22 protein-coding genes and 2 tRNA genes are annotated in these 15132 nt (G+C 57.0%); 16 read left to right on the top strand and 8 right to left on the bottom strand.

Annotated elements, in window-relative coordinates; all coding sequences use genetic code 11:
• Positions 1-7: 7 nt before the first annotated feature.
• The 4 genes from DESPIG_RS14310 to DESPIG_RS13585 all read left to right on the top strand — a co-directional run bounded on the left by DESPIG_RS14310 (position 8) and on the right by DESPIG_RS13585 (position 1477).
• Positions 8-556, top strand: coding sequence for a hypothetical protein (locus DESPIG_RS14310; RefSeq protein ID WP_006005104.1), 549 nt, complete (start codon positions 8-10; stop codon positions 554-556).
• A complete protein-coding gene (locus DESPIG_RS03445) occupies positions 553-861 on the top strand; it encodes a hypothetical protein (RefSeq protein ID WP_006005101.1) in 309 nt (102 codons plus the stop codon). Before DESPIG_RS14310 ends, DESPIG_RS03445 begins: the two co-directional genes overlap by 4 nt.
• A 13-nt stretch (positions 862-874) precedes the next feature.
• Positions 875-1048, top strand: a complete 174-nt coding sequence (nrdD, locus tag DESPIG_RS13590) for an anaerobic ribonucleoside-triphosphate reductase (protein ID WP_006005099.1) — start codon at positions 875-877, stop codon at positions 1046-1048.
• Between the two features lie 288 nt (positions 1049-1336).
• Positions 1337-1477, top strand: coding sequence for a hypothetical protein (locus DESPIG_RS13585; RefSeq protein ID WP_006005095.1), 141 nt, complete (start codon positions 1337-1339; stop codon positions 1475-1477).
• A gap of 234 nt (positions 1478-1711) precedes the next feature.
• On the opposite strand, the gene DESPIG_RS13580 is transcribed toward DESPIG_RS13585, so the two are convergent.
• From DESPIG_RS13580 to DESPIG_RS13575, 3 genes are read right to left on the bottom strand one after another with little or no spacing between them, the layout of a single operon-like run.
• Positions 1712-2542, bottom strand: coding sequence for a macro domain-containing protein (locus tag DESPIG_RS13580; protein ID WP_006005093.1), 831 nt, complete (start codon positions 2540-2542; stop codon positions 1712-1714).
• Positions 2535-3146 (bottom strand): hypothetical protein, encoded by a 612-nt coding sequence (locus tag DESPIG_RS13120; RefSeq protein ID WP_081446809.1) that lies wholly within the window; start codon positions 3144-3146, stop codon positions 2535-2537. The genes DESPIG_RS13580 and DESPIG_RS13120 overlap by 8 nt, the downstream gene beginning before the upstream one ends.
• A 31-nt stretch (positions 3147-3177) precedes the next feature.
• On the bottom strand, positions 3178-4107 hold the full coding sequence (locus DESPIG_RS13575) for a hypothetical protein (RefSeq protein ID WP_006005089.1): 930 nt from the start codon (positions 4105-4107) through the stop codon (positions 3178-3180).
• A gap of 818 nt (positions 4108-4925) precedes the next feature.
• Here DESPIG_RS13575 and DESPIG_RS03435 point away from each other — a divergent pair.
• Positions 4926-5186, top strand: coding sequence for a hypothetical protein (locus tag DESPIG_RS03435; RefSeq protein ID WP_006005086.1), 261 nt, complete (start codon positions 4926-4928; stop codon positions 5184-5186).
• A 39-nt stretch (positions 5187-5225) separates the two neighbouring features.
• Complete coding sequence (locus tag DESPIG_RS03430; protein WP_006005084.1) at positions 5226-5567, top strand: hypothetical protein; 342 nt, start codon at positions 5226-5228, stop codon at positions 5565-5567.
• A 42-nt stretch (positions 5568-5609) separates the two neighbouring features.
• Here the strand turns inward: DESPIG_RS03430 and DESPIG_RS03425 are convergent, their stop codons facing one another.
• Complete coding sequence (locus tag DESPIG_RS03425) at positions 5610-6380, bottom strand: hypothetical protein (protein ID WP_006005081.1); 771 nt, start codon at positions 6378-6380, stop codon at positions 5610-5612.
• A gap of 70 nt (positions 6381-6450) precedes the next feature.
• Positions 6451-6996, bottom strand: a complete 546-nt coding sequence (locus DESPIG_RS03420; RefSeq protein ID WP_147589057.1) for a hypothetical protein — start codon at positions 6994-6996, stop codon at positions 6451-6453.
• A 100-nt stretch (positions 6997-7096) separates the two neighbouring features.
• Between DESPIG_RS03420 and DESPIG_RS03415 the strand changes: the two genes are divergently transcribed.
• The 8 genes from DESPIG_RS03415 (at position 7097) to DESPIG_RS03385 (ending at position 9942) form a co-directional block, all read left to right on the top strand.
• Entirely contained in the window at positions 7097-7360 is a 264-nt protein-coding gene (locus DESPIG_RS03415; RefSeq protein ID WP_006005078.1) for a hypothetical protein, read from the top strand.
• A gap of 69 nt (positions 7361-7429) precedes the next feature.
• The gene (locus DESPIG_RS03410; protein WP_050760251.1) at positions 7430-7906 is read left to right on the top strand and encodes a phage regulatory CII family protein; all 477 of its coding nucleotides are present in this window, start codon (positions 7430-7432) and stop codon (positions 7904-7906) included.
• Positions 7907-7966: 60 nt separating this feature from the next.
• Complete coding sequence (locus DESPIG_RS13570; protein ID WP_006005074.1) at positions 7967-8128, top strand: hypothetical protein; 162 nt, start codon at positions 7967-7969, stop codon at positions 8126-8128.
• 8 nt (positions 8129-8136) lie between these two features.
• Complete coding sequence (locus DESPIG_RS12720) at positions 8137-8652, top strand: hypothetical protein (protein ID WP_006005072.1); 516 nt, start codon at positions 8137-8139, stop codon at positions 8650-8652.
• 2 nt (positions 8653-8654) lie between these two features.
• A complete protein-coding gene (locus tag DESPIG_RS03400; RefSeq protein WP_006005070.1) occupies positions 8655-8933 on the top strand; it encodes a hypothetical protein in 279 nt (92 codons plus the stop codon).
• A 9-nt stretch (positions 8934-8942) separates the two neighbouring features.
• Entirely contained in the window at positions 8943-9251 is a 309-nt protein-coding gene (locus DESPIG_RS03395) for a nucleoside triphosphate pyrophosphohydrolase family protein (RefSeq protein WP_006005068.1), read from the top strand.
• Complete coding sequence (locus tag DESPIG_RS03390; RefSeq protein ID WP_006005066.1) at positions 9248-9676, top strand: hypothetical protein; 429 nt, start codon at positions 9248-9250, stop codon at positions 9674-9676. The genes DESPIG_RS03395 and DESPIG_RS03390 overlap by 4 nt, the downstream gene beginning before the upstream one ends.
• A complete protein-coding gene (locus tag DESPIG_RS03385) occupies positions 9673-9942 on the top strand; it encodes a hypothetical protein (protein WP_006005064.1) in 270 nt (89 codons plus the stop codon). Before DESPIG_RS03390 ends, DESPIG_RS03385 begins: the two co-directional genes overlap by 4 nt.
• Here DESPIG_RS03385 and DESPIG_RS03380 read toward each other — a convergent pair.
• From DESPIG_RS03380 to DESPIG_RS03370, 3 genes are all read right to left on the bottom strand, one after another.
• Positions 9920-11116: a tyrosine-type recombinase/integrase gene (locus DESPIG_RS03380; protein ID WP_246118362.1), complete on the bottom strand. Its 1197-nt coding sequence runs from the start codon at positions 11114-11116 to the stop codon at positions 9920-9922. The two genes, DESPIG_RS03385 and DESPIG_RS03380, sit on opposite strands and share 23 nt — an antisense overlap.
• A gap of 818 nt (positions 11117-11934) precedes the next feature.
• Positions 11935-12011: transfer RNA gene (locus DESPIG_RS03375), tRNA-Arg, on the bottom strand.
• A 428-nt stretch (positions 12012-12439) separates the two neighbouring features.
• Positions 12440-12517, bottom strand: a tRNA-Pro gene (locus tag DESPIG_RS03370).
• 227 nt (positions 12518-12744) lie between these two features.
• On the opposite strand from DESPIG_RS03370, the gene DESPIG_RS03365 reads away from it, so the two are divergent.
• A complete protein-coding gene (locus DESPIG_RS03365; protein WP_006005054.1) occupies positions 12745-14124 on the top strand; it encodes an APC family permease in 1380 nt (459 codons plus the stop codon).
• A 25-nt stretch (positions 14125-14149) separates the two neighbouring features.
• A complete protein-coding gene (locus DESPIG_RS03360) occupies positions 14150-15043 on the top strand; it encodes an acetamidase/formamidase family protein (protein WP_006005052.1) in 894 nt (297 codons plus the stop codon).
• The last annotated feature ends 89 nt before the right edge of the window (positions 15044-15132 follow it).

Here is a 15132-nt window from a genome sequence, read left to right as displayed (position 1 = left end):
AGGCCATATGTTTTACCAAATTTCCGACGGCCGCCTGTGGGACGTGGATGCGGCCAAGTTTGTAGACCAGCCCCCCGAAGGCGCGGAGATCATCCCCCTGTATGCGGACGGCAATCCCGCCGGGGAAGACTATCTGCGGCGCACGCTTGAGTTCTACGGCTACCCTGTGGGGCCGGAGCTGCTGACGCTGGAGGAGCTGAAGGCGGCAAAGCTGGCGCAGATCAACGAAGGCTGCCAGTCCGCACTGGCGGCCCTGACGCCGACCTACCCGGAAAAGGAACTGCTCACCTTCGAGCGACAGGAGCGCGAAGCCCGCGCCCTGCTGGCCGGTGACGGCAGCGACGTGGCGCACATCACGGCCATCGCCTCGGGCCGGGGCATCCCGGTGGAAGAGCTGGCCCGCAAGATCGTGGCCAAGGCCGATGCCTTTTCTCTGGCCTCCGGCCTGCTCATTGGCCAGCGCCAGCGATACGAAGACCTGCTGGAGGACGCGCCGACAAAGGAAGCCGTGGCCGCCATCCAGCCTGTCTACACGCTGCCGGAGGTACAGGCATGACGCGGGGCGAGATCATCCGGCACAACGGCTGGCAAACCATCGTCTCTCTGGACCAGACGCTGCATTGTTTGGGCGGCCTGCTGTCCTCGTTGCTGCTTGCCTGTATCCGGGCCCCGGCCCTGCCTGCGGTCTGGGCGGACGAAACACTGTCCTCCCACTGCTGGCGCTGGCATCTGTATGGCATACGCAGCTGGCCCTGCCGCCTGGTGGATACGCTGTTCTGGTGGCAGAAAGCCCATTGCCGCAGCGCCTACGAGAGCGAACGCGACGGGCGGCAACTGCCCCCGGAGCTGCGGAGCCTTTGATCTGGAGACCGGTATGGAAGGCAAGCCAACGGCAAAAGAGTGCGGCCAAGGCGTGCCGTTCGAGCGCGTGCGGCGAATCACCGGCTACCTGGTAGGCACGCTGAAGCGATTCAACAATGCCAAGCGGGCCGAAGAACGGGATCGCGTCAAACACGCAACGGGGGGGCAGCTGGATGACAAACAGTGAAGGGGCTGGCAGCTCCGGCTGCATCATCGAGGACCAGGAATCACCCCATCAGCGCCCCGCCGCTATAAAAGCCGCTGATGGAGGTCATGGGCCATGCAGACCCGACCATGCTGCCCGGCTATCAGCATGGTCGGGTCCGGCTGCGAAAAAAGCCGTCAATACTGCCCCGGGACTGGGAATAAATACAAAAAAATGAGTAAAATCAGCTAGAAAAAACTTGCAACCTCTCTGGAGAAGATCGAACACACGTAAATTGTGAATCACGATAAATTTCAAGAGGTTGTAAATATGAAAAAGCTGCAGGTCGTCTTTACGAGCAAACCCTTTGATCTGGAAGAAGTCCTCTACTGGCAGCAGTCCGGGATCAGGCCGGAGCGCGTCGAGATCGCGGAGACCGTGCGCCTCAGCCCGACGCCTATGATGAGCTGATCAGCGATTTTTGCCGGTCCAGGGCCTGGCTCCGGGGTAAGGGAGGGCGGCAAAACTGCCTGCTGGTACAGGCTCTGGGGCGCCGCTCTGTGGTCATCGATCCGCAGGGCTACGACTACGCCCGCTATGTGGCTCTGGCCTAAAAATGGAGCCGGGGGAAACCCCGGCTTTACTTTATTTGGAGATGGAGAACACAAAGATGATTTTATATCTCGGTAGATTTACTTTAAAAAATCAATAATTCTCTATTTCGTTTAAGGAAAACCCTTCACGTTCCTTACACACAATATGCAATTTACATGGAAGCTTTAATTTATATCGTGTCAGACTATATGATTTTAATATTATTTCAAGTATTTTTTGTTGCGTAAGTGACTCATCCCACATCCGAGTAACTCCTGAACCTAATATTGGCATATAGACATCTTTTCCTCCATAGTATTTATCTATTTCTTTCCATAGAAGATTCAGACATTCAATAAACTCGTCATAACTCATACATCCTAAACCATCTTTATTTAATTTTGCAAAAGCCAACAACAAATCATCTCCATTAGGAAGTAAGGTCCCTGACTCATATCTTATTTTATTTTGAAATAGAGAATTTGTTGCAGATGCTTTAATGTTATACTGTTTTAACAATTTACGTATCTGATGATTTTTTATATTCGTCTTTTGAATATACTGACCACAAAGTGATGTTTTATTTATTTCGTAAGTTTTTTCACCGACATCTGTTGAGAAGCATTCATCAAAGTTTATGATCCGCTTTCCATTACACTTACTAAGGATATCTCCGTATTCGATATATATTGAATAGCCTATTTTTTTTATAACAACAGTGCTTCTAAATTTTTTATATATAAATACAATAATTTTGATTATCAAAAATATAAAAATAAACAATAAAATTTTAATTATCGCAACCTTAAAATCATCAGAAATATTTGCTTTTATATTCTCAATAATAAAAATTTTTTTAAAAATACTGTCAGAAACAAAAGCAAATATAGCTGATGTTATGCCAAAAGCCCATGACATATGACGAAAAATTTTTTTAAACATAGCCGAGAGCTTCCTTTATTCGAGTATAATTACCAACTTTTCTTCCATAATCATCTTTTTTCCAAAATGGCTCTGCTCTACTTTCATATTCTTTCATATAGTGCGGAAGCCATTTAGGCTCTCTAATTAGTGAATTATAGACAACAATAATAGTCTTATTTTTTATTTTTGCCTGCTCAAACTCATGTCTCAAATATGAATAATTATTAATATTTCCAATCTCACCCATTGCAGGATATGTTATATCAACTTTACAATCCCTAATTCCATTTCTTGATTGTTTATATGGCGTGCATGTACATCCAAAAAAATAATCTTTTCCAAATCTTGAACAAGTGCTTCCAGCTGTTCTTGTTGCTGTTTTATCACCAATAATGCAAATAACAATAGAAGAAGCATTTATTTGCCTATTAAATTCCGCTTTTAAATCACATGGATAGCATTCATCCATGCTATTAACAACGCTACCAGAAACAACTTTTGCCATATCTACGAAATCAACCTTATGTAAGCTATCAGTTCCCCAGTTATTTAACGTTTCAACGACATCGCGATCTCCACTGTCAGGTGCATAATCTGCACTAATATAAATGCGCTTACTCATTTTTTTCTCCTATGACAGATGGTTGGTAGGATTATAGGCTGGCCGGGTCTTTTTCTCCCTTCAGGCAGGTCAGCACTTCCGCGATGAAATCTTCCGGGGGCATTTCATCATGGGTACCGGCCTCCCAGCCTGGCCAGAGTTCCTCGCACTCCCCGTCCAGCCAGTCGGCGATATCGGCCGCAGAAAATGCCAGGGCACCCTTGACCAGCGGGTGATCCGATTGCAAAAGCCCCACGATGTTTTTGGCACGTCCCTTTTCCGGCAGGGGATTGCTGAGGCTTTCGCAGAAGGCGGAGACCATTTCATCAAGCCCCCCATGCCGCAGGGCGAACGCCATACAGGGATGCTCCTGGTGCATCTTGTCGAACAGGCGCACCACAGCCACGGGATGCTTGGACTCACACTGCTGGAAAAAGCACTCCTCAATAGCCTCTGTCAGCAGCTCATGATCTGCAAGAGGGGCCGCTTCCACCAAGGCATCCAGTCTGTCCAGGGCAGCCTTGCCGCACGACGTCGTATCCAGCGCCTTGTCCAAAGCTTCCCGGTAGCGTTCATAATTTTCAAAAGAGCCGTAGCCCTCTTTTTCCTGCCTACCCGCGCAGAAAGGACAGTCCGTTTCCACAGGGGTGTCGTTGGAGGCCCTTGCAGGCTCTCTGTCTGTTTTTGCTGCCGCCAGCAGCTCGCAAGGGCGGAGCGGCTGGTGCATTTTTCGCCATAACAGCATGGCCGGGATACCGCCAAACAAGATAAGAGAGACACCGGCGGCCTGAACCTTAGGGTCACAGAACAGAGCAAGCCCAAAAAAGAAAACCGCAGCAGCCAAAGGGAAGAAAAAGGCATAGCCCCGCGTTCTCCGCTCAGGAGGCGCCACCACGAGCACCTTGGGAAATATCAGCCCGGCAAGGCTCCAGACAGCACAACCACAGAATATCACTACAAAAAACAGGGAATAACCGTTCATGCCTGTTTGCTCCTTTTGCTATATGCCGGGCAAAACATAGTTTAATGACTATAGTAGCATTTATTTCCGGGTGAAACAAGATTCCCCCACAACGGAAAACGCCCCGCAGGAAGGAAACTTCCTGCAGGGCGTCTCATCATAATTGAGGGCCACAACCGGCGGGAGATTGCGGCCTGTCAGGCATCTGTGCTAGGCCATCGGCGGGCGCATCCTCCTAAAGGAGGGTACTCCCATGAAACACTTCCTCCGGGACGTGCTGGCTGCCTTTGTGGCCGCCGTCCTTGCGGCCTTGGTGATTCGCTTGTTGAACCTCTAAGACGCAAGTAGCCCGGTAGGAGGTGCAACTCTTACCGGGCCAAAACTTGCGATCCAGTTAATCGCGGGGGATGTGCCCACGGCGGCGGGTGTTCGCGCACCTGCCGCCTTCTTTTTTCTAGCCGTTCCCTCCCCCCTTGGCAAGCCCCCTTGACCTTTGGCGGCCATCCGGGCACACTGAAATTCCCCAAATCAAAGAAGGCGTCACCGTCGCCTTTGCCGTGCCCCACACGGCGAAAAGTGCGGTCTTTTTTGTTTCTGCCACCATCCGCACCGGCAGGTCTTCGGCCTGTGGTGCCGGTTATCTATTGGCGGAGCAACGTCCAGTATCCGTGAGGACTGGCGGCCTTCTTTGAGCCGGGGAGCGTTGCTTCGCCTTTTTTGCGCGGGAGCGAAGCAACGTCCGGTATCCGCAAGGACCGGCGGCCTCTCAGTGGCCGGGGAGCGTTGCCTCGCTCCCGTTTTTTGTTCCGCGCAAAAATCCCCAATCAAAGAGGTTTGCTATGAACACGTTCCACGATTTCAGCGATCTTGGCGAATTGCTACGCGTCCTGCCTGCCCGTCTGCGGCTGGTGGCCGATTATGTCTCCCGCGAGGATGCGCTGGAACGAGAAGCCGCCGCCGAGCTGCTGGACGAATGCGCCGCACGGCTGGAAGCCCAGCGTGACCGGCTGGCCCGCTGCAATGCGGATGTACTGCACGCCCTGGGCTGCGGCTGCCAGCTGGTGGCCATGCCCACAGCCGGAGAGGTGCGCCATGCCTGATGTCGCCCTACCCTGCGGGAACGCATCCTTGGCAGCGCCATGCAGTGCGCCCGCCTCATGGGCGCCACCAGCATGGCCGAGGTGGAGGGCATCTTCTGCCGCTGCTGCGAGCTGGTGGCCAGCACGCCGGAGCAGCCCCTTCTGCCTGCGGACAGGGAAGCCGGCCTGATCCGGGACTTTATGCAGGAATGCTGCCAGAGCAGCAAGGGTGTGAAAACTACGGCCACGGCCATCTATGACCGCTTCCGCGTCTGGTGGAACAGCCGTAGCAAAGAACCTTTGCCCAGCCAGAAACGCCTGGGCGCTCTGCTTCAGGAACGCTTCGTCCGCCACCGCCGTGGCGGCCGCATCTGGTATCTGGATCTGAGCATGGAGGGATAGGAAAACAACGGCCCCCGCAGGGATTCCCTGCGGGGGCTTGTACTATTTGGCTTTGCGAAGATCGTCGTAAAGCGGCCTGTCCACAAAGATTGGCTGCAATGTGCCATCTTTGTCCATTTGGCCGACAGCCACCGGCTTGCACATCCCCTGCACAAAGAACTTGCCGTAATGAATCTTGCTGCACAGCAGCAGTGCCGCATTGCCTTTGTTGACTTTGGCCAGATCCAGACCGTTCGTGTCCTCAAAATAGGCGTGGAAAAGTCCCTTGAGCTTCATGCAGGGTAGATCCCTGCCGTCAGAGTAAGTCCCTGTGGGGGAGTAGCGCTGCTGGCCGAGGCTATCCACCTCGCCCCAGACAAGAATCTCTTTGGCGGACAATTCCTTTTCGGCAGCAAACTGATTGCCCTCAAAACTGTCCATGAGCAGTTTCGGTGAATATTCGCTGATGCCGGATGGCCACACATTGGGCTTGGGGGCTTCCTTGGGCTGTTGTGCCGCTTTGCCTTTTCCGCTGAAGGCATTTTTGATCATGCTCATGCCTCCGTACAGACCACAGGCGCTACCGCCCCAGACGGCAGCCTGCAAATCGGTCAGCTCTTTGCCGAACTCTTTTTTGTACTTGGCCTTCATGTATTCCACCAAGGCTTTTGTCTCCGCCTCATCCAGCGGCATGGCGTAAGGCTTGCTGCCGGACTGCTCCACGGCGGCTGCCATCTTTTGCATAAGCTGCTGGCCGTCGGTCTGGGCATGGCCAAGGCAGGGGAATAACAACAAAGAGACAGCCAACGCACAAATTTTCTTGAGCCGCATCATTTTCCCTCCCTTACTTGGAACGCCGGACAAAGGACAAGCGCCATTTTCCTCCCCTCCTACTGCCGCCACCCTACAAACGGGCAGCACTGTCGCCAATACGGGCAGGCGCGGCCTTGGGGGCGCCTGCGTGCCCTTCCTTCTGCCTGGTCAGCAGCTCATCCTGCAACTGGATGATCTTTGCCTGCGCCGCCAGCAGCTTTTCCTGCAAGTCCTGGATCTGGCGGCTGTCGGCCACCGGCTCCCGCTTCTCCCCTTCCGCCCGTGCGGCATCCACGATGTAGGTCAGCACATCGCCCCAGGTCCCGCCCGCTTCGGCGGCCATGGCTTCGGCCGCGGCCGCGATCTCCTGCAGGGGCACCGGCCTGTCCAGGGGCGTGCCATGCCCGATGAGCATGGGGCCTTCGCCAAAATACAGCCATTGCCGTGACAGGCGCGGAAAGGCCTCCAGCATGGTGGGCAGCAGCGGCCACAGGTTGTGCTGGCGCTTGGCGCTCAGATAGGCGTGGAAGGTGCGGTACTGGACCCCGATCATCTCCGCGAATGCGGGCAGGCCGCCGAAAAATTTTCCCGCCGCCGTAACACGCTCGTATAATTCAGAATTATTTGTTCTGTTCATTTTCATCTCTGAATCTGCGTTGACAAATATGTATGAATCATACATATTTTCCCCACATACATACACATTCAATATCCCCGCCGAACAAAAAGAGGATTTTATGCAGCAGTTTATCTTAACCCCCACAGGCAGGCAAGAGCAGCGCTTTCTCAAGCTCAAGGTCTGGATGCTGGAGCACGGCATCACCTTTGAATCTATTGGAAAATTCCTCGGCATATCTGGCCGTTCCGTCAGCAAGAGCTTGCGCAACGAGCGCATGCCCGTGCGGCATCACCGTGTCCTGCGCTACCGGCTGGACATCCCCCTGGAGCTCCTGCCCAGGGCCGAGGATGTGCCCACCGGCCCCAAGCCCCGCACGCGCTGATCCGCGCCATTGTGTCCGCATATCGCATTTTCGATGAATGAACCACGCAAACAATAACGAGATTTTCGCATGAACCGTCCTCCCTATCCTTCGCTGACGGCCGTGGTCCACGGCATGGTCAAGGCGGCCCCCTCTGGCCTGGATGCCCGCACGGTGGCGGACCTGGTGGGCAAGCCCTACGCCACCCTGATGAGCGAGCTCTCGCAGCAACCCGGCCACAAGCTGGGCGCGGAGCTGCTCCTGCCGCTCATGGACGTCTGCGAGAGCGATCTGCCGCTGGTCTTCCTGGCCAGGCAGCGCGGCGGTGCCTTCGTGCCCCTGCGCCTCCCGGATGACGGGCCGGTGCAGCTTGTCACGGGCCTGAGCGTCAGCATCCGCGAGTTCGGGGAGTTCGCCGTGGCGGCGGCGGAGCAGATCGCGGACGGCAAGATCACGGCGGAAGAGCTGCAGGACATGCGCCGCCTGAGCCACGAGGCCGTGGAGGCCATCATGCAGCTGGTGGCGCTGGCGGGCGAGGTCCATGACCGCCAGCGATCCCCCGAATAACAAAAAAGGCCCCGGGCGCTGGTACCGCCCGAGGCCTGAACCCTCGCAAAGGAGAGTACTATGTCTCAAGAACTGTATGCAAAGCCCGCGGCCCCTGTCAAGACAGCCAGCTATCTGGTGCGCCTGCGCGGCCTGCCGCCCCAGCGCCTGAGCATGACCCATCGTGCCCTGCTGGCATTCCTGCAGCAGGCCGGACAGCGCCGGGCAGCAGCCGTGGCGTAGGAGGAAGCATGGGTGCTCTGTCTCCTGAAGAACGGGCAAAGCTGCGGGCCGTGGCGGATATGATCCCCGACCTGCCGGAACTGCGCCAGGCACAAAAGTGCAAGGTGGCCATCTCTGTCCTGTTCCATGTCCTTCGCGTCTGGAAGCCGATTTTTGAAAAGGCCGCTCCGGAGCAATACACAAAGATCTGCAAGTGGCTGGCAGTTGTGGCCACGGGATACGCTGCCCGCGCCAAGAGGCGGCGCGAGGTCGAGTATGCGCTGGAAAAAATGGAGAACCGCCTGCGCCCCTACCTCAAAAAAACAGGGCTGCCGCCTGAGCGCCGGGCTTTTCTGGCCTGCGCCATGCTGGCGGCGGCCCTGACCCTGATGGACGATGCCAGAGCCACCTGTCCGCTCTATGCCCGCACGGGCGCATGGCGCTATGCCTGCCAGACAACGGACACACTGGTGACGGCTCTGATGCGTGCCTTCCCGGGCTGCGATGAGCGCGGGACGGAAATATATTTTGACCTTACGAGGTGAGTATGGACGACGATATCTCCCCCTTCATCGGCCAGAAACGCGCCGATATCCTGCGCGGCGTCAAGGAGTTCATGGATCGGGGCAAGCAGGAAGGCGCCCGCGGGATGATCTGCGTGATGATCGCCTTCGGGGATGCTGCAGAATCGCACCTGAGCTTCCGCTCCGCGTCCGGAGCGCTTTGCATGTCCGAGGTGGCGGAGTTCGGCGCGCCGGCCCTGGGCGAGATCGTGGCGCATCTCAAAAAAGCCCCTCTCGCCGACGATATCCTTCCCCGGCAGTAGGAGGTCCGTATGCCTACCCTGTTGATGGATGCATCCCTCGCCAGACAGGCCGTGCGTCACTTTGGTCTGGATGCCCAGCTGCAGATCCTGCAGGAAGAACTGGCCGAGGCCATCGTGGCCATCAGTCACCTGCGCCGCGGCCGCTGCGGCTCCCGTGAGGACGTGGTGGATGCCATCGGCGACGTGCTGGTGATGATCGACCAGTTGCGCACCGAGCCCTTCATGGCCGATGAGCTCGACGCCAGTGTCGCGCTCAAGTGCGAACGCCTGCGCGCCCTTCTGCCAGCGGAGCCCGTCTCCGGAGAGGATCCGGCATGAACAGCGCTCTGGTGACCTGCCCCCGTCTGGGGCGCGTCATCAGCTCCGGGGAGTGCTGTGGCATCATCTGCAGCACTCCCTCCCGACAGGAGCTGGGGCTCTGCCTGGCCTGCCCCGTGGGGCAACGTCTGGCCATGACATGCCCCTTTTACACCAAGATGCACGCTGTCCCTGACCAGGGAGCGACCCGTCCTGCCGAGGCGGCCCTGCGCGAGGTTTTGCGCTTCGTGCTCCCTCGTTACAAGACGGATCGCAGCTTCGGCTTCAAATTCTTGTCTGTTGTCGCCCAGGCACAGTTCCACTGGCACGGCCGCCCCGAAGATCTGGAGGGGGCCGCCCGCGACGCCGGGCTTACCATGCGCAAGCGCCCGTGGGGCATCGCCCGCGATGCGGCGCTGACGCGCTTTGTGGAGGTGAGAGCATGAGTAATGTCACCCAGATCCCCGATCCGCCCCAGCTGAAGGTGCTGGGCTGCTTCCTGAGCCAGCTTCCTCCCATGATCGCCAGGAAGGAGGTCAGGTATTTCACCGGCGGTGCCATCAGCCCCAAGAGCGTCTCTAACGATGACTATCTGGGGAATGGCCCCAAGTTCCGCATGAAGATGGGCGACGCTGTCGTCTACCCGACGGCCTTCTTCCTCGCTTATCTTGAAGCCAAGGGAGTGAAGCTCATTGTTCCCCCGTCCCTGTAACCAGCTTTTGCCGGGCCAGCTCTGCCTTGGCCAGAGCGGCCCGGCGCTTGTCCATGTCGCAGATATGGAGATAGATCTCCGTGGTCGTGACACTGGCGTGGCCCATGAGCGTCTTCAGGGCATAAATGTCCAGTCCGGCCTCCAGCATCCGTGTGGCGAACGTGTGTCGCAGGGTATGCCAGACCACCCGGTTGCGCGGATCGGTGACACCATCATTGAAGCCGAGCTTGTCCATGATGCGCCGCATGGCCCTGTTGAGGCCATTGGCATCACGCTCTCTGCCGTCCGGCCCGGGAAAAAGAAAACCTGTCTTGAGCCTTCCCAGACGTTCGCGCAGCATGTTGAGGCTTTCGGGATACAGACGCCCCGCTCTGAGGATGCGCGTTTCCCCTCCCTTCGTGGAGCGCAGGCTGTCTTTGGCCCCTACCAGTACGCGGATCGTCCCGCTGTCGGCATCGCAGCTTTCGCAGCGCAGGTTGACCAGCTCTCCGGCCCGCAAGCCCGTGTCCAGCGAGAAAAGGATCATGTCATGCAATTCGCCATATTCCTCGCGCCGCCCACGAAAGGCCAACAGCTCTGTGATCTCCGTGTCACTCAGGACACGCAGTCGGCGGCTGTCTGTCTTGGGCAGGACGATGGCGCGGTTGCGGCGGCTCAGGATAGCCGGATTCGTGCCGCTGAACAGCATGGTGCCTGGCGCTCCGGGAGCAGGCGTCTCCAGGGCAAAATTGAAGACTTCGCGCACTGTCTTAAGGATGTGCAGGACGGTCTGGGCAGACAGGCAGGCTCCGGGCGTATTTTTGTTGCGCCCGGAGAGAGGTCTTTTGGCGGACACGATCCGGCCCAGCTCCGCTACGTCCTGCGGCGTGATGTCCTTGGCGGGCACATCTCCAAGGACAGGCAGTATGTGCATCTCCAGGATCTGGCATACCTGAGCGCCGCTGGCTCGATTCTGAAGACACCAGCGTCCGTAATACTCTGCCAATTCACGGAAAGTCAGCCCTTCGATTTTTGCCCTGCTGGCCAGCTGGGCCTCGCGCTGCTTCTGCTCCTCCGCCATGGCCCTCATCTCACGCAGGCTCTGCGGGCGCTTTCCTGTGCGGATGTTCTCCTTCAGCTCCCGCAGCAAGGCGACGGCCTTGGCGACCGTCCATCCTTCACTGGTCCAGCCCAAAGACTCATGGATGCGCTTTCCCTCTCCAGCCCTGTAACGGATGGAAAGACAGCGGTCAGGGACTCGGCCATTTTTACGCGTAGGATGCTCTCGGAACAGCACCCCTTCTTTCCCGGGGATCGTCTGCCATCTATATTTGTCACCCATCTGTCACCCACCTTATTAGATTTCAAGGGCTCTCATGGGCAAACCATAGAAGGAGTTATCTTGAAAAATCAAGGTATCAAGTATAGTTGGGCAACGTTGGGCATATCTCCCGACTTTCTCCTAAGCAGTAGGCCGCAGGTTCGATTCCTGCCGGGCGCACCACAACAAAATCAATGGGATACCGGTAAAAACCGGTATCCCATTTTTTTGGCTTTGCGACCATTTTGCGACCAAGAAGTTACACGGCTCTGCCAATAAATTTGCGGAGCTGTTGGCAGCAGTTTGAGACCGGCACTCGAACTTTTTTGCCGTGGGACCGTAGTTGTCCACGGCTTTCTCCAAACACAAAAGGGCGTGGGGACTATGTCGAAAAGACATCCCACGCCCTTTTTTCGTTCACTGCCCCGCTCTGCTTTTCTCGCAACGGGTTTAAAATCGCTGCATACTGCTTTTACAGGCGGGCGGGGACGCTCTCCCATGCCAAGCCGGGACACATTGATTCCCTGCCACAAGTCACCGCTGCCATCGTCCTTTCCTCATATGCTGCTAGGAAGGGTGGGCACGCACCAGCAGCTACGCCCCTTTCAAAAAATCCCCTCTCGGCTCTGGCCCCCTGCAAAAGACAACAAAAAAGCGGTCAGCCTGTTACAGCTAACCGCTTGTTTTTATTGTGGTGCGCCCGAAGAGATTCGAACTCCTGGCCTACAGGTTCGTAGCCTGTTGCTCTATCCAGCTGAGCTACGAGCGCGTCGTGAAAAGCTATGTATAGCAATCGCCCTGCCCTGTCAAATACTTTCCGCAAAAAAAATAAATTTTTATGCGGCCGCTATTGCCGGCCCCCGCTTTTGATGTGGGCGGGGGAGCAGGACAGGTCCTTTTCCCTGTGCCATTTGCCGCCCATCAAGGAACAGCACAGCGGATAGTCCACCGAACGTTCCCGGCATATATGAGGAAGATATCGGGCGGAAGCAAATCCCGCAGAAGTGCGGAAAGGAGGCACCCCGAGCCGTCCATCACAGGGCACATCGGGAAAGGGCGGCCGGAATGTTCTTAATAAGAGGTGGGGCCTCCTTCCCCACCATCCCAGGTTGAGACGGTAGGAAGCAGAAAGCGAGCCCAGATTTCAGCCATAAAAAAACGGGTCCCAGCTTTCACTGGAACCCGTCTGTTTTTTTATGGTCGGGATGGCGCGATTTGAACGCGCGGCCTCAGCGTCCCGAACGCTGCGCTCTAGCCAAACTGAGCCACATCCCGTTGCAAGAGAGGATATTACACCGAAGGGCTATCGCATGCAAGCTTTTTTTTCAAAAAAATTTCTCTTCACGCATTTCCTCCCCTCCTCGTTCCTGCCCATCGATCCATGGACAAGACGGCAAACGTTTTGTGCATATCAGGCAATTAGGCTTTGACTTTATGAAAAAAGGGGCTAAAACGCACATACCGGTTCGTCTGCCCGGTAAAAATTTTTTTGAGGTTGCTTTATGTCGAACACAGGTTCCACGGACAATTTTGGCTACGGCCAGGAGCTGAAACGAGAACTCAGCTTCAAGGACGTATTTGTTTACGGTATGCTGTTCATGGTGGTCATCGCCCCCATGTCCATCTATGGCTACATTTCCAAAGACAGCCACATGATGGCGCCCTTTGTCTACTTTGTGGGCATCTGCGCCATGTTCTTCACGGCCCTGAGCTACATGAAGATGAGTAACCGCTTCCCCATCGCGGGCTCGGTCTACGCCTATGTGCAGCGCGGCCTGAACCACCATGTGGGCTTCATCGCCGGCTGGCTCATCCTGCTGGACTATGTGTTCGTGCCCGCCCTGCTCTATCTGATGACCGCCAACTGGTGTGTGGAGCTCTTCCCCGCCACGCCCCGCTGGATGTGGGTCATCGTATTCGTGGGCATCAACACCCTCATCAACGTCCGCGGCATCACCTATACCGCGCGTGCCGACTGGATCATGTTCTATGTGGAAGCCGTGGTCCTGGCCCTGTTCATCGGCTTCGGTCTCAACTACGTCCTTGGTGAAGGCGGCGGCACCGGCCAGCTGGTCATGGATCCCCTGTACCGCCCCGGCGAGATGAACCTGCAGTTCATCGGCCTGGCCTGCACCATCGCCTGTCTCTCCTTCCTGGGCTTTGACGGCATCTCCACCCTGGCCGAAGAGACCCACCGCCCCGAAGTGACCATCGGTCGCGCCACCATGGCCGCCCTGCTCTGCATCGGCTTCCTGTTCATGCTCCAGACCTATGTGGCCACCATCATCCAGCCCGACATGAGCAAGATGAACCCCGATACGGCCTTCTTCGACGCTGCCGAGATCGCCGCCGGTGACTGGTTCCGCAAGGTCCTGCTGGTGGTCAACATCCTGGCCGTGGGCATCGCCAATACCATGAACGCCCAGGCCGCCACCTCCCGCGTGCTGTACGGCATGTCCCGCGACAACGTGCTGCCCGGCGTCTCCGGCCTGTTCCGCAAGGTGCATCCCCGCTTCCAGACCCCCTACATCGCCACCATCGCCGTGGGCATCTTCTCCATCCTGGTGGCCGAGCTCTCCACCGTGGAAGACCTGGCCCGCCTGGTGAACTTCGGTGCCCTGACCTCCTTCATCCTGCTGAACCTCGCCGTGTACAATTTCTTCTGGCGCCGTGAAAAGATGCGCGGCGGCAAGGCCCTGCTCAACTATGTGATCTGCCCCTTCTGCGGCGTGCTCATCCTCGGCTACGTGTGGCTCTCCTTCGACAGCATGACCCAGATCGTGGGCTTCAGCTGGCTGGCCATCGGCCTGGTCATCGGCTACGTCAAGAGCAAGGGCTACAAGGTCGTCCCCGAAGCCTTCCGCAAGAGCGATATGGTGTAGTAACCTTCATTGCAGGAGTTGAATCATGCAGTACTTTGACAAGGTCGTTTATACCTTCAGTGCCAACAACGAACCCACCGGCACCATCGATTCCGGCGAGATCGTCATCTTCCGCACCCAGGACTGCTTCAGCAACCAGATGCATTCCGAAAGCCAGCTGGTGACCAGCTGCGACTACAGCAAGATGAACCCCGCCACCGGCCCGCTGTTCGTGCGCGACGCCCAGCCCGGCGACGTCATCAAGGTGGAACTGCTGGACGTGCAGTGCGACACCATCGGCACCACCACCACCCTGCCCAAGATCGGCCCCCTCTGGGACAAGTGCGAGACCCGCACCAAGCGCATCCCCATCGAGAACGGCAAGGCCGTCTTCAATGACGTGACCTTCCCCATCAATCCCATGATCGGCGTCATCGGCGTGGCCCCCGAAAAGGGCAAGAGCGTGCCCTGCGGCTACCCCGGCAGCCACGGCGGCAACCTGGACTGCAAGCTGATGGTCAAGGGCAACACCGCCTACTTCCCCGTGCGTGTGGAAGGCGGTCTGGTGCAGATGGGCGACATGCACGCCGTCATGGGTGACAGCGAACTGTGCGGCACCGGTCTGGAGATCAACGGTACCGTCATCGCCCGCGTGAGCGTCATCAAGAACTGCCCGCTGGAATGGCCCGTGCTGGAGACCGCCGACACCTGGTACACCATGGCCAGCGCCGCCGGTTATGAAGAAGCCCTGCGCCACGCCAGCGTGCAGATGCAGGGCCTGGTGGCCGCCGCCACCGGCTGGGATGCCACAGACGCCTACCTGTACATGTCCCTGCGCGGCGACCTGGAAGTCTGCCAGGCCTGCAAGCCCTGCGAAGTGGACCTCATCGTGCGTCTGGGCGTGCCCAAGGCCGACATGAAGCGTCCTCTGGTGGGCTAACGCCGACCGTCCGACGCGACGATACTGAAAAAGGCTGTCCGTATCTTACGGACAGCCTTTTTTCATGCCTTTTTTGTAGGACAGCAAGA

The organism is Desulfovibrio piger ATCC 29098 (assembly GCF_000156375.1).
Classification (GTDB): Bacteria; Desulfobacterota; Desulfovibrionia; order Desulfovibrionales; family Desulfovibrionaceae; genus Desulfovibrio; species Desulfovibrio piger.
The sequence above is the reverse complement of the archived record's forward strand: the minus strand, read 5'-3'. Positions and strand labels throughout refer to the sequence as shown.

Bases quoted from the DNA above. Each gene is read 5' to 3' on its own strand.
- DESPIG_RS14310 (WP_006005104.1), top strand. From the start codon at position 8: ATGTTTTACCAAATTTCCGACGGCCGCCTGTGGGACGTGGATGCGGCC.
- DESPIG_RS03445 (WP_006005101.1), top strand. From the start codon at position 553: ATGACGCGGGGCGAGATCATCCGGCACAACGGCTGGCAAACCATCGTC.
- nrdD (WP_006005099.1), top strand. From the start codon at position 875: ATGGAAGGCAAGCCAACGGCAAAAGAGTGCGGCCAAGGCGTGCCGTTC.
- DESPIG_RS13585 (WP_006005095.1), top strand. From the start codon at position 1,337: ATGAAAAAGCTGCAGGTCGTCTTTACGAGCAAACCCTTTGATCTGGAA.
- DESPIG_RS13580 (WP_006005093.1), bottom strand. From the start codon at position 2,542: ATGTTTAAAAAAATTTTTCGTCATATGTCATGGGCTTTTGGCATAACA.
- DESPIG_RS13120 (WP_081446809.1), bottom strand. From the start codon at position 3,146: ATGAGTAAGCGCATTTATATTAGTGCAGATTATGCACCTGACAGTGGA.
- DESPIG_RS13575 (WP_006005089.1), bottom strand. From the start codon at position 4,107: ATGAACGGTTATTCCCTGTTTTTTGTAGTGATATTCTGTGGTTGTGCT.
- DESPIG_RS03435 (WP_006005086.1), top strand. From the start codon at position 4,926: ATGAACACGTTCCACGATTTCAGCGATCTTGGCGAATTGCTACGCGTC.
- DESPIG_RS03430 (WP_006005084.1), top strand. From the start codon at position 5,226: ATGCAGTGCGCCCGCCTCATGGGCGCCACCAGCATGGCCGAGGTGGAG.
- DESPIG_RS03425 (WP_006005081.1), bottom strand. From the start codon at position 6,380: ATGATGCGGCTCAAGAAAATTTGTGCGTTGGCTGTCTCTTTGTTGTTA.
- DESPIG_RS03420 (WP_147589057.1), bottom strand. From the start codon at position 6,996: ATGAACAGAACAAATAATTCTGAATTATACGAGCGTGTTACGGCGGCG.
- DESPIG_RS03415 (WP_006005078.1), top strand. From the start codon at position 7,097: ATGCAGCAGTTTATCTTAACCCCCACAGGCAGGCAAGAGCAGCGCTTT.
- DESPIG_RS03410 (WP_050760251.1), top strand. From the start codon at position 7,430: ATGAACCGTCCTCCCTATCCTTCGCTGACGGCCGTGGTCCACGGCATG.
- DESPIG_RS13570 (WP_006005074.1), top strand. From the start codon at position 7,967: ATGTCTCAAGAACTGTATGCAAAGCCCGCGGCCCCTGTCAAGACAGCC.
- DESPIG_RS12720 (WP_006005072.1), top strand. From the start codon at position 8,137: ATGGGTGCTCTGTCTCCTGAAGAACGGGCAAAGCTGCGGGCCGTGGCG.
- DESPIG_RS03400 (WP_006005070.1), top strand. From the start codon at position 8,655: ATGGACGACGATATCTCCCCCTTCATCGGCCAGAAACGCGCCGATATC.
- DESPIG_RS03395 (WP_006005068.1), top strand. From the start codon at position 8,943: ATGCCTACCCTGTTGATGGATGCATCCCTCGCCAGACAGGCCGTGCGT.
- DESPIG_RS03390 (WP_006005066.1), top strand. From the start codon at position 9,248: ATGAACAGCGCTCTGGTGACCTGCCCCCGTCTGGGGCGCGTCATCAGC.
- DESPIG_RS03385 (WP_006005064.1), top strand. From the start codon at position 9,673: ATGAGTAATGTCACCCAGATCCCCGATCCGCCCCAGCTGAAGGTGCTG.
- DESPIG_RS03365 (WP_006005054.1), top strand. From the start codon at position 12,745: ATGTCGAACACAGGTTCCACGGACAATTTTGGCTACGGCCAGGAGCTG.
- DESPIG_RS03360 (WP_006005052.1), top strand. From the start codon at position 14,150: ATGCAGTACTTTGACAAGGTCGTTTATACCTTCAGTGCCAACAACGAA.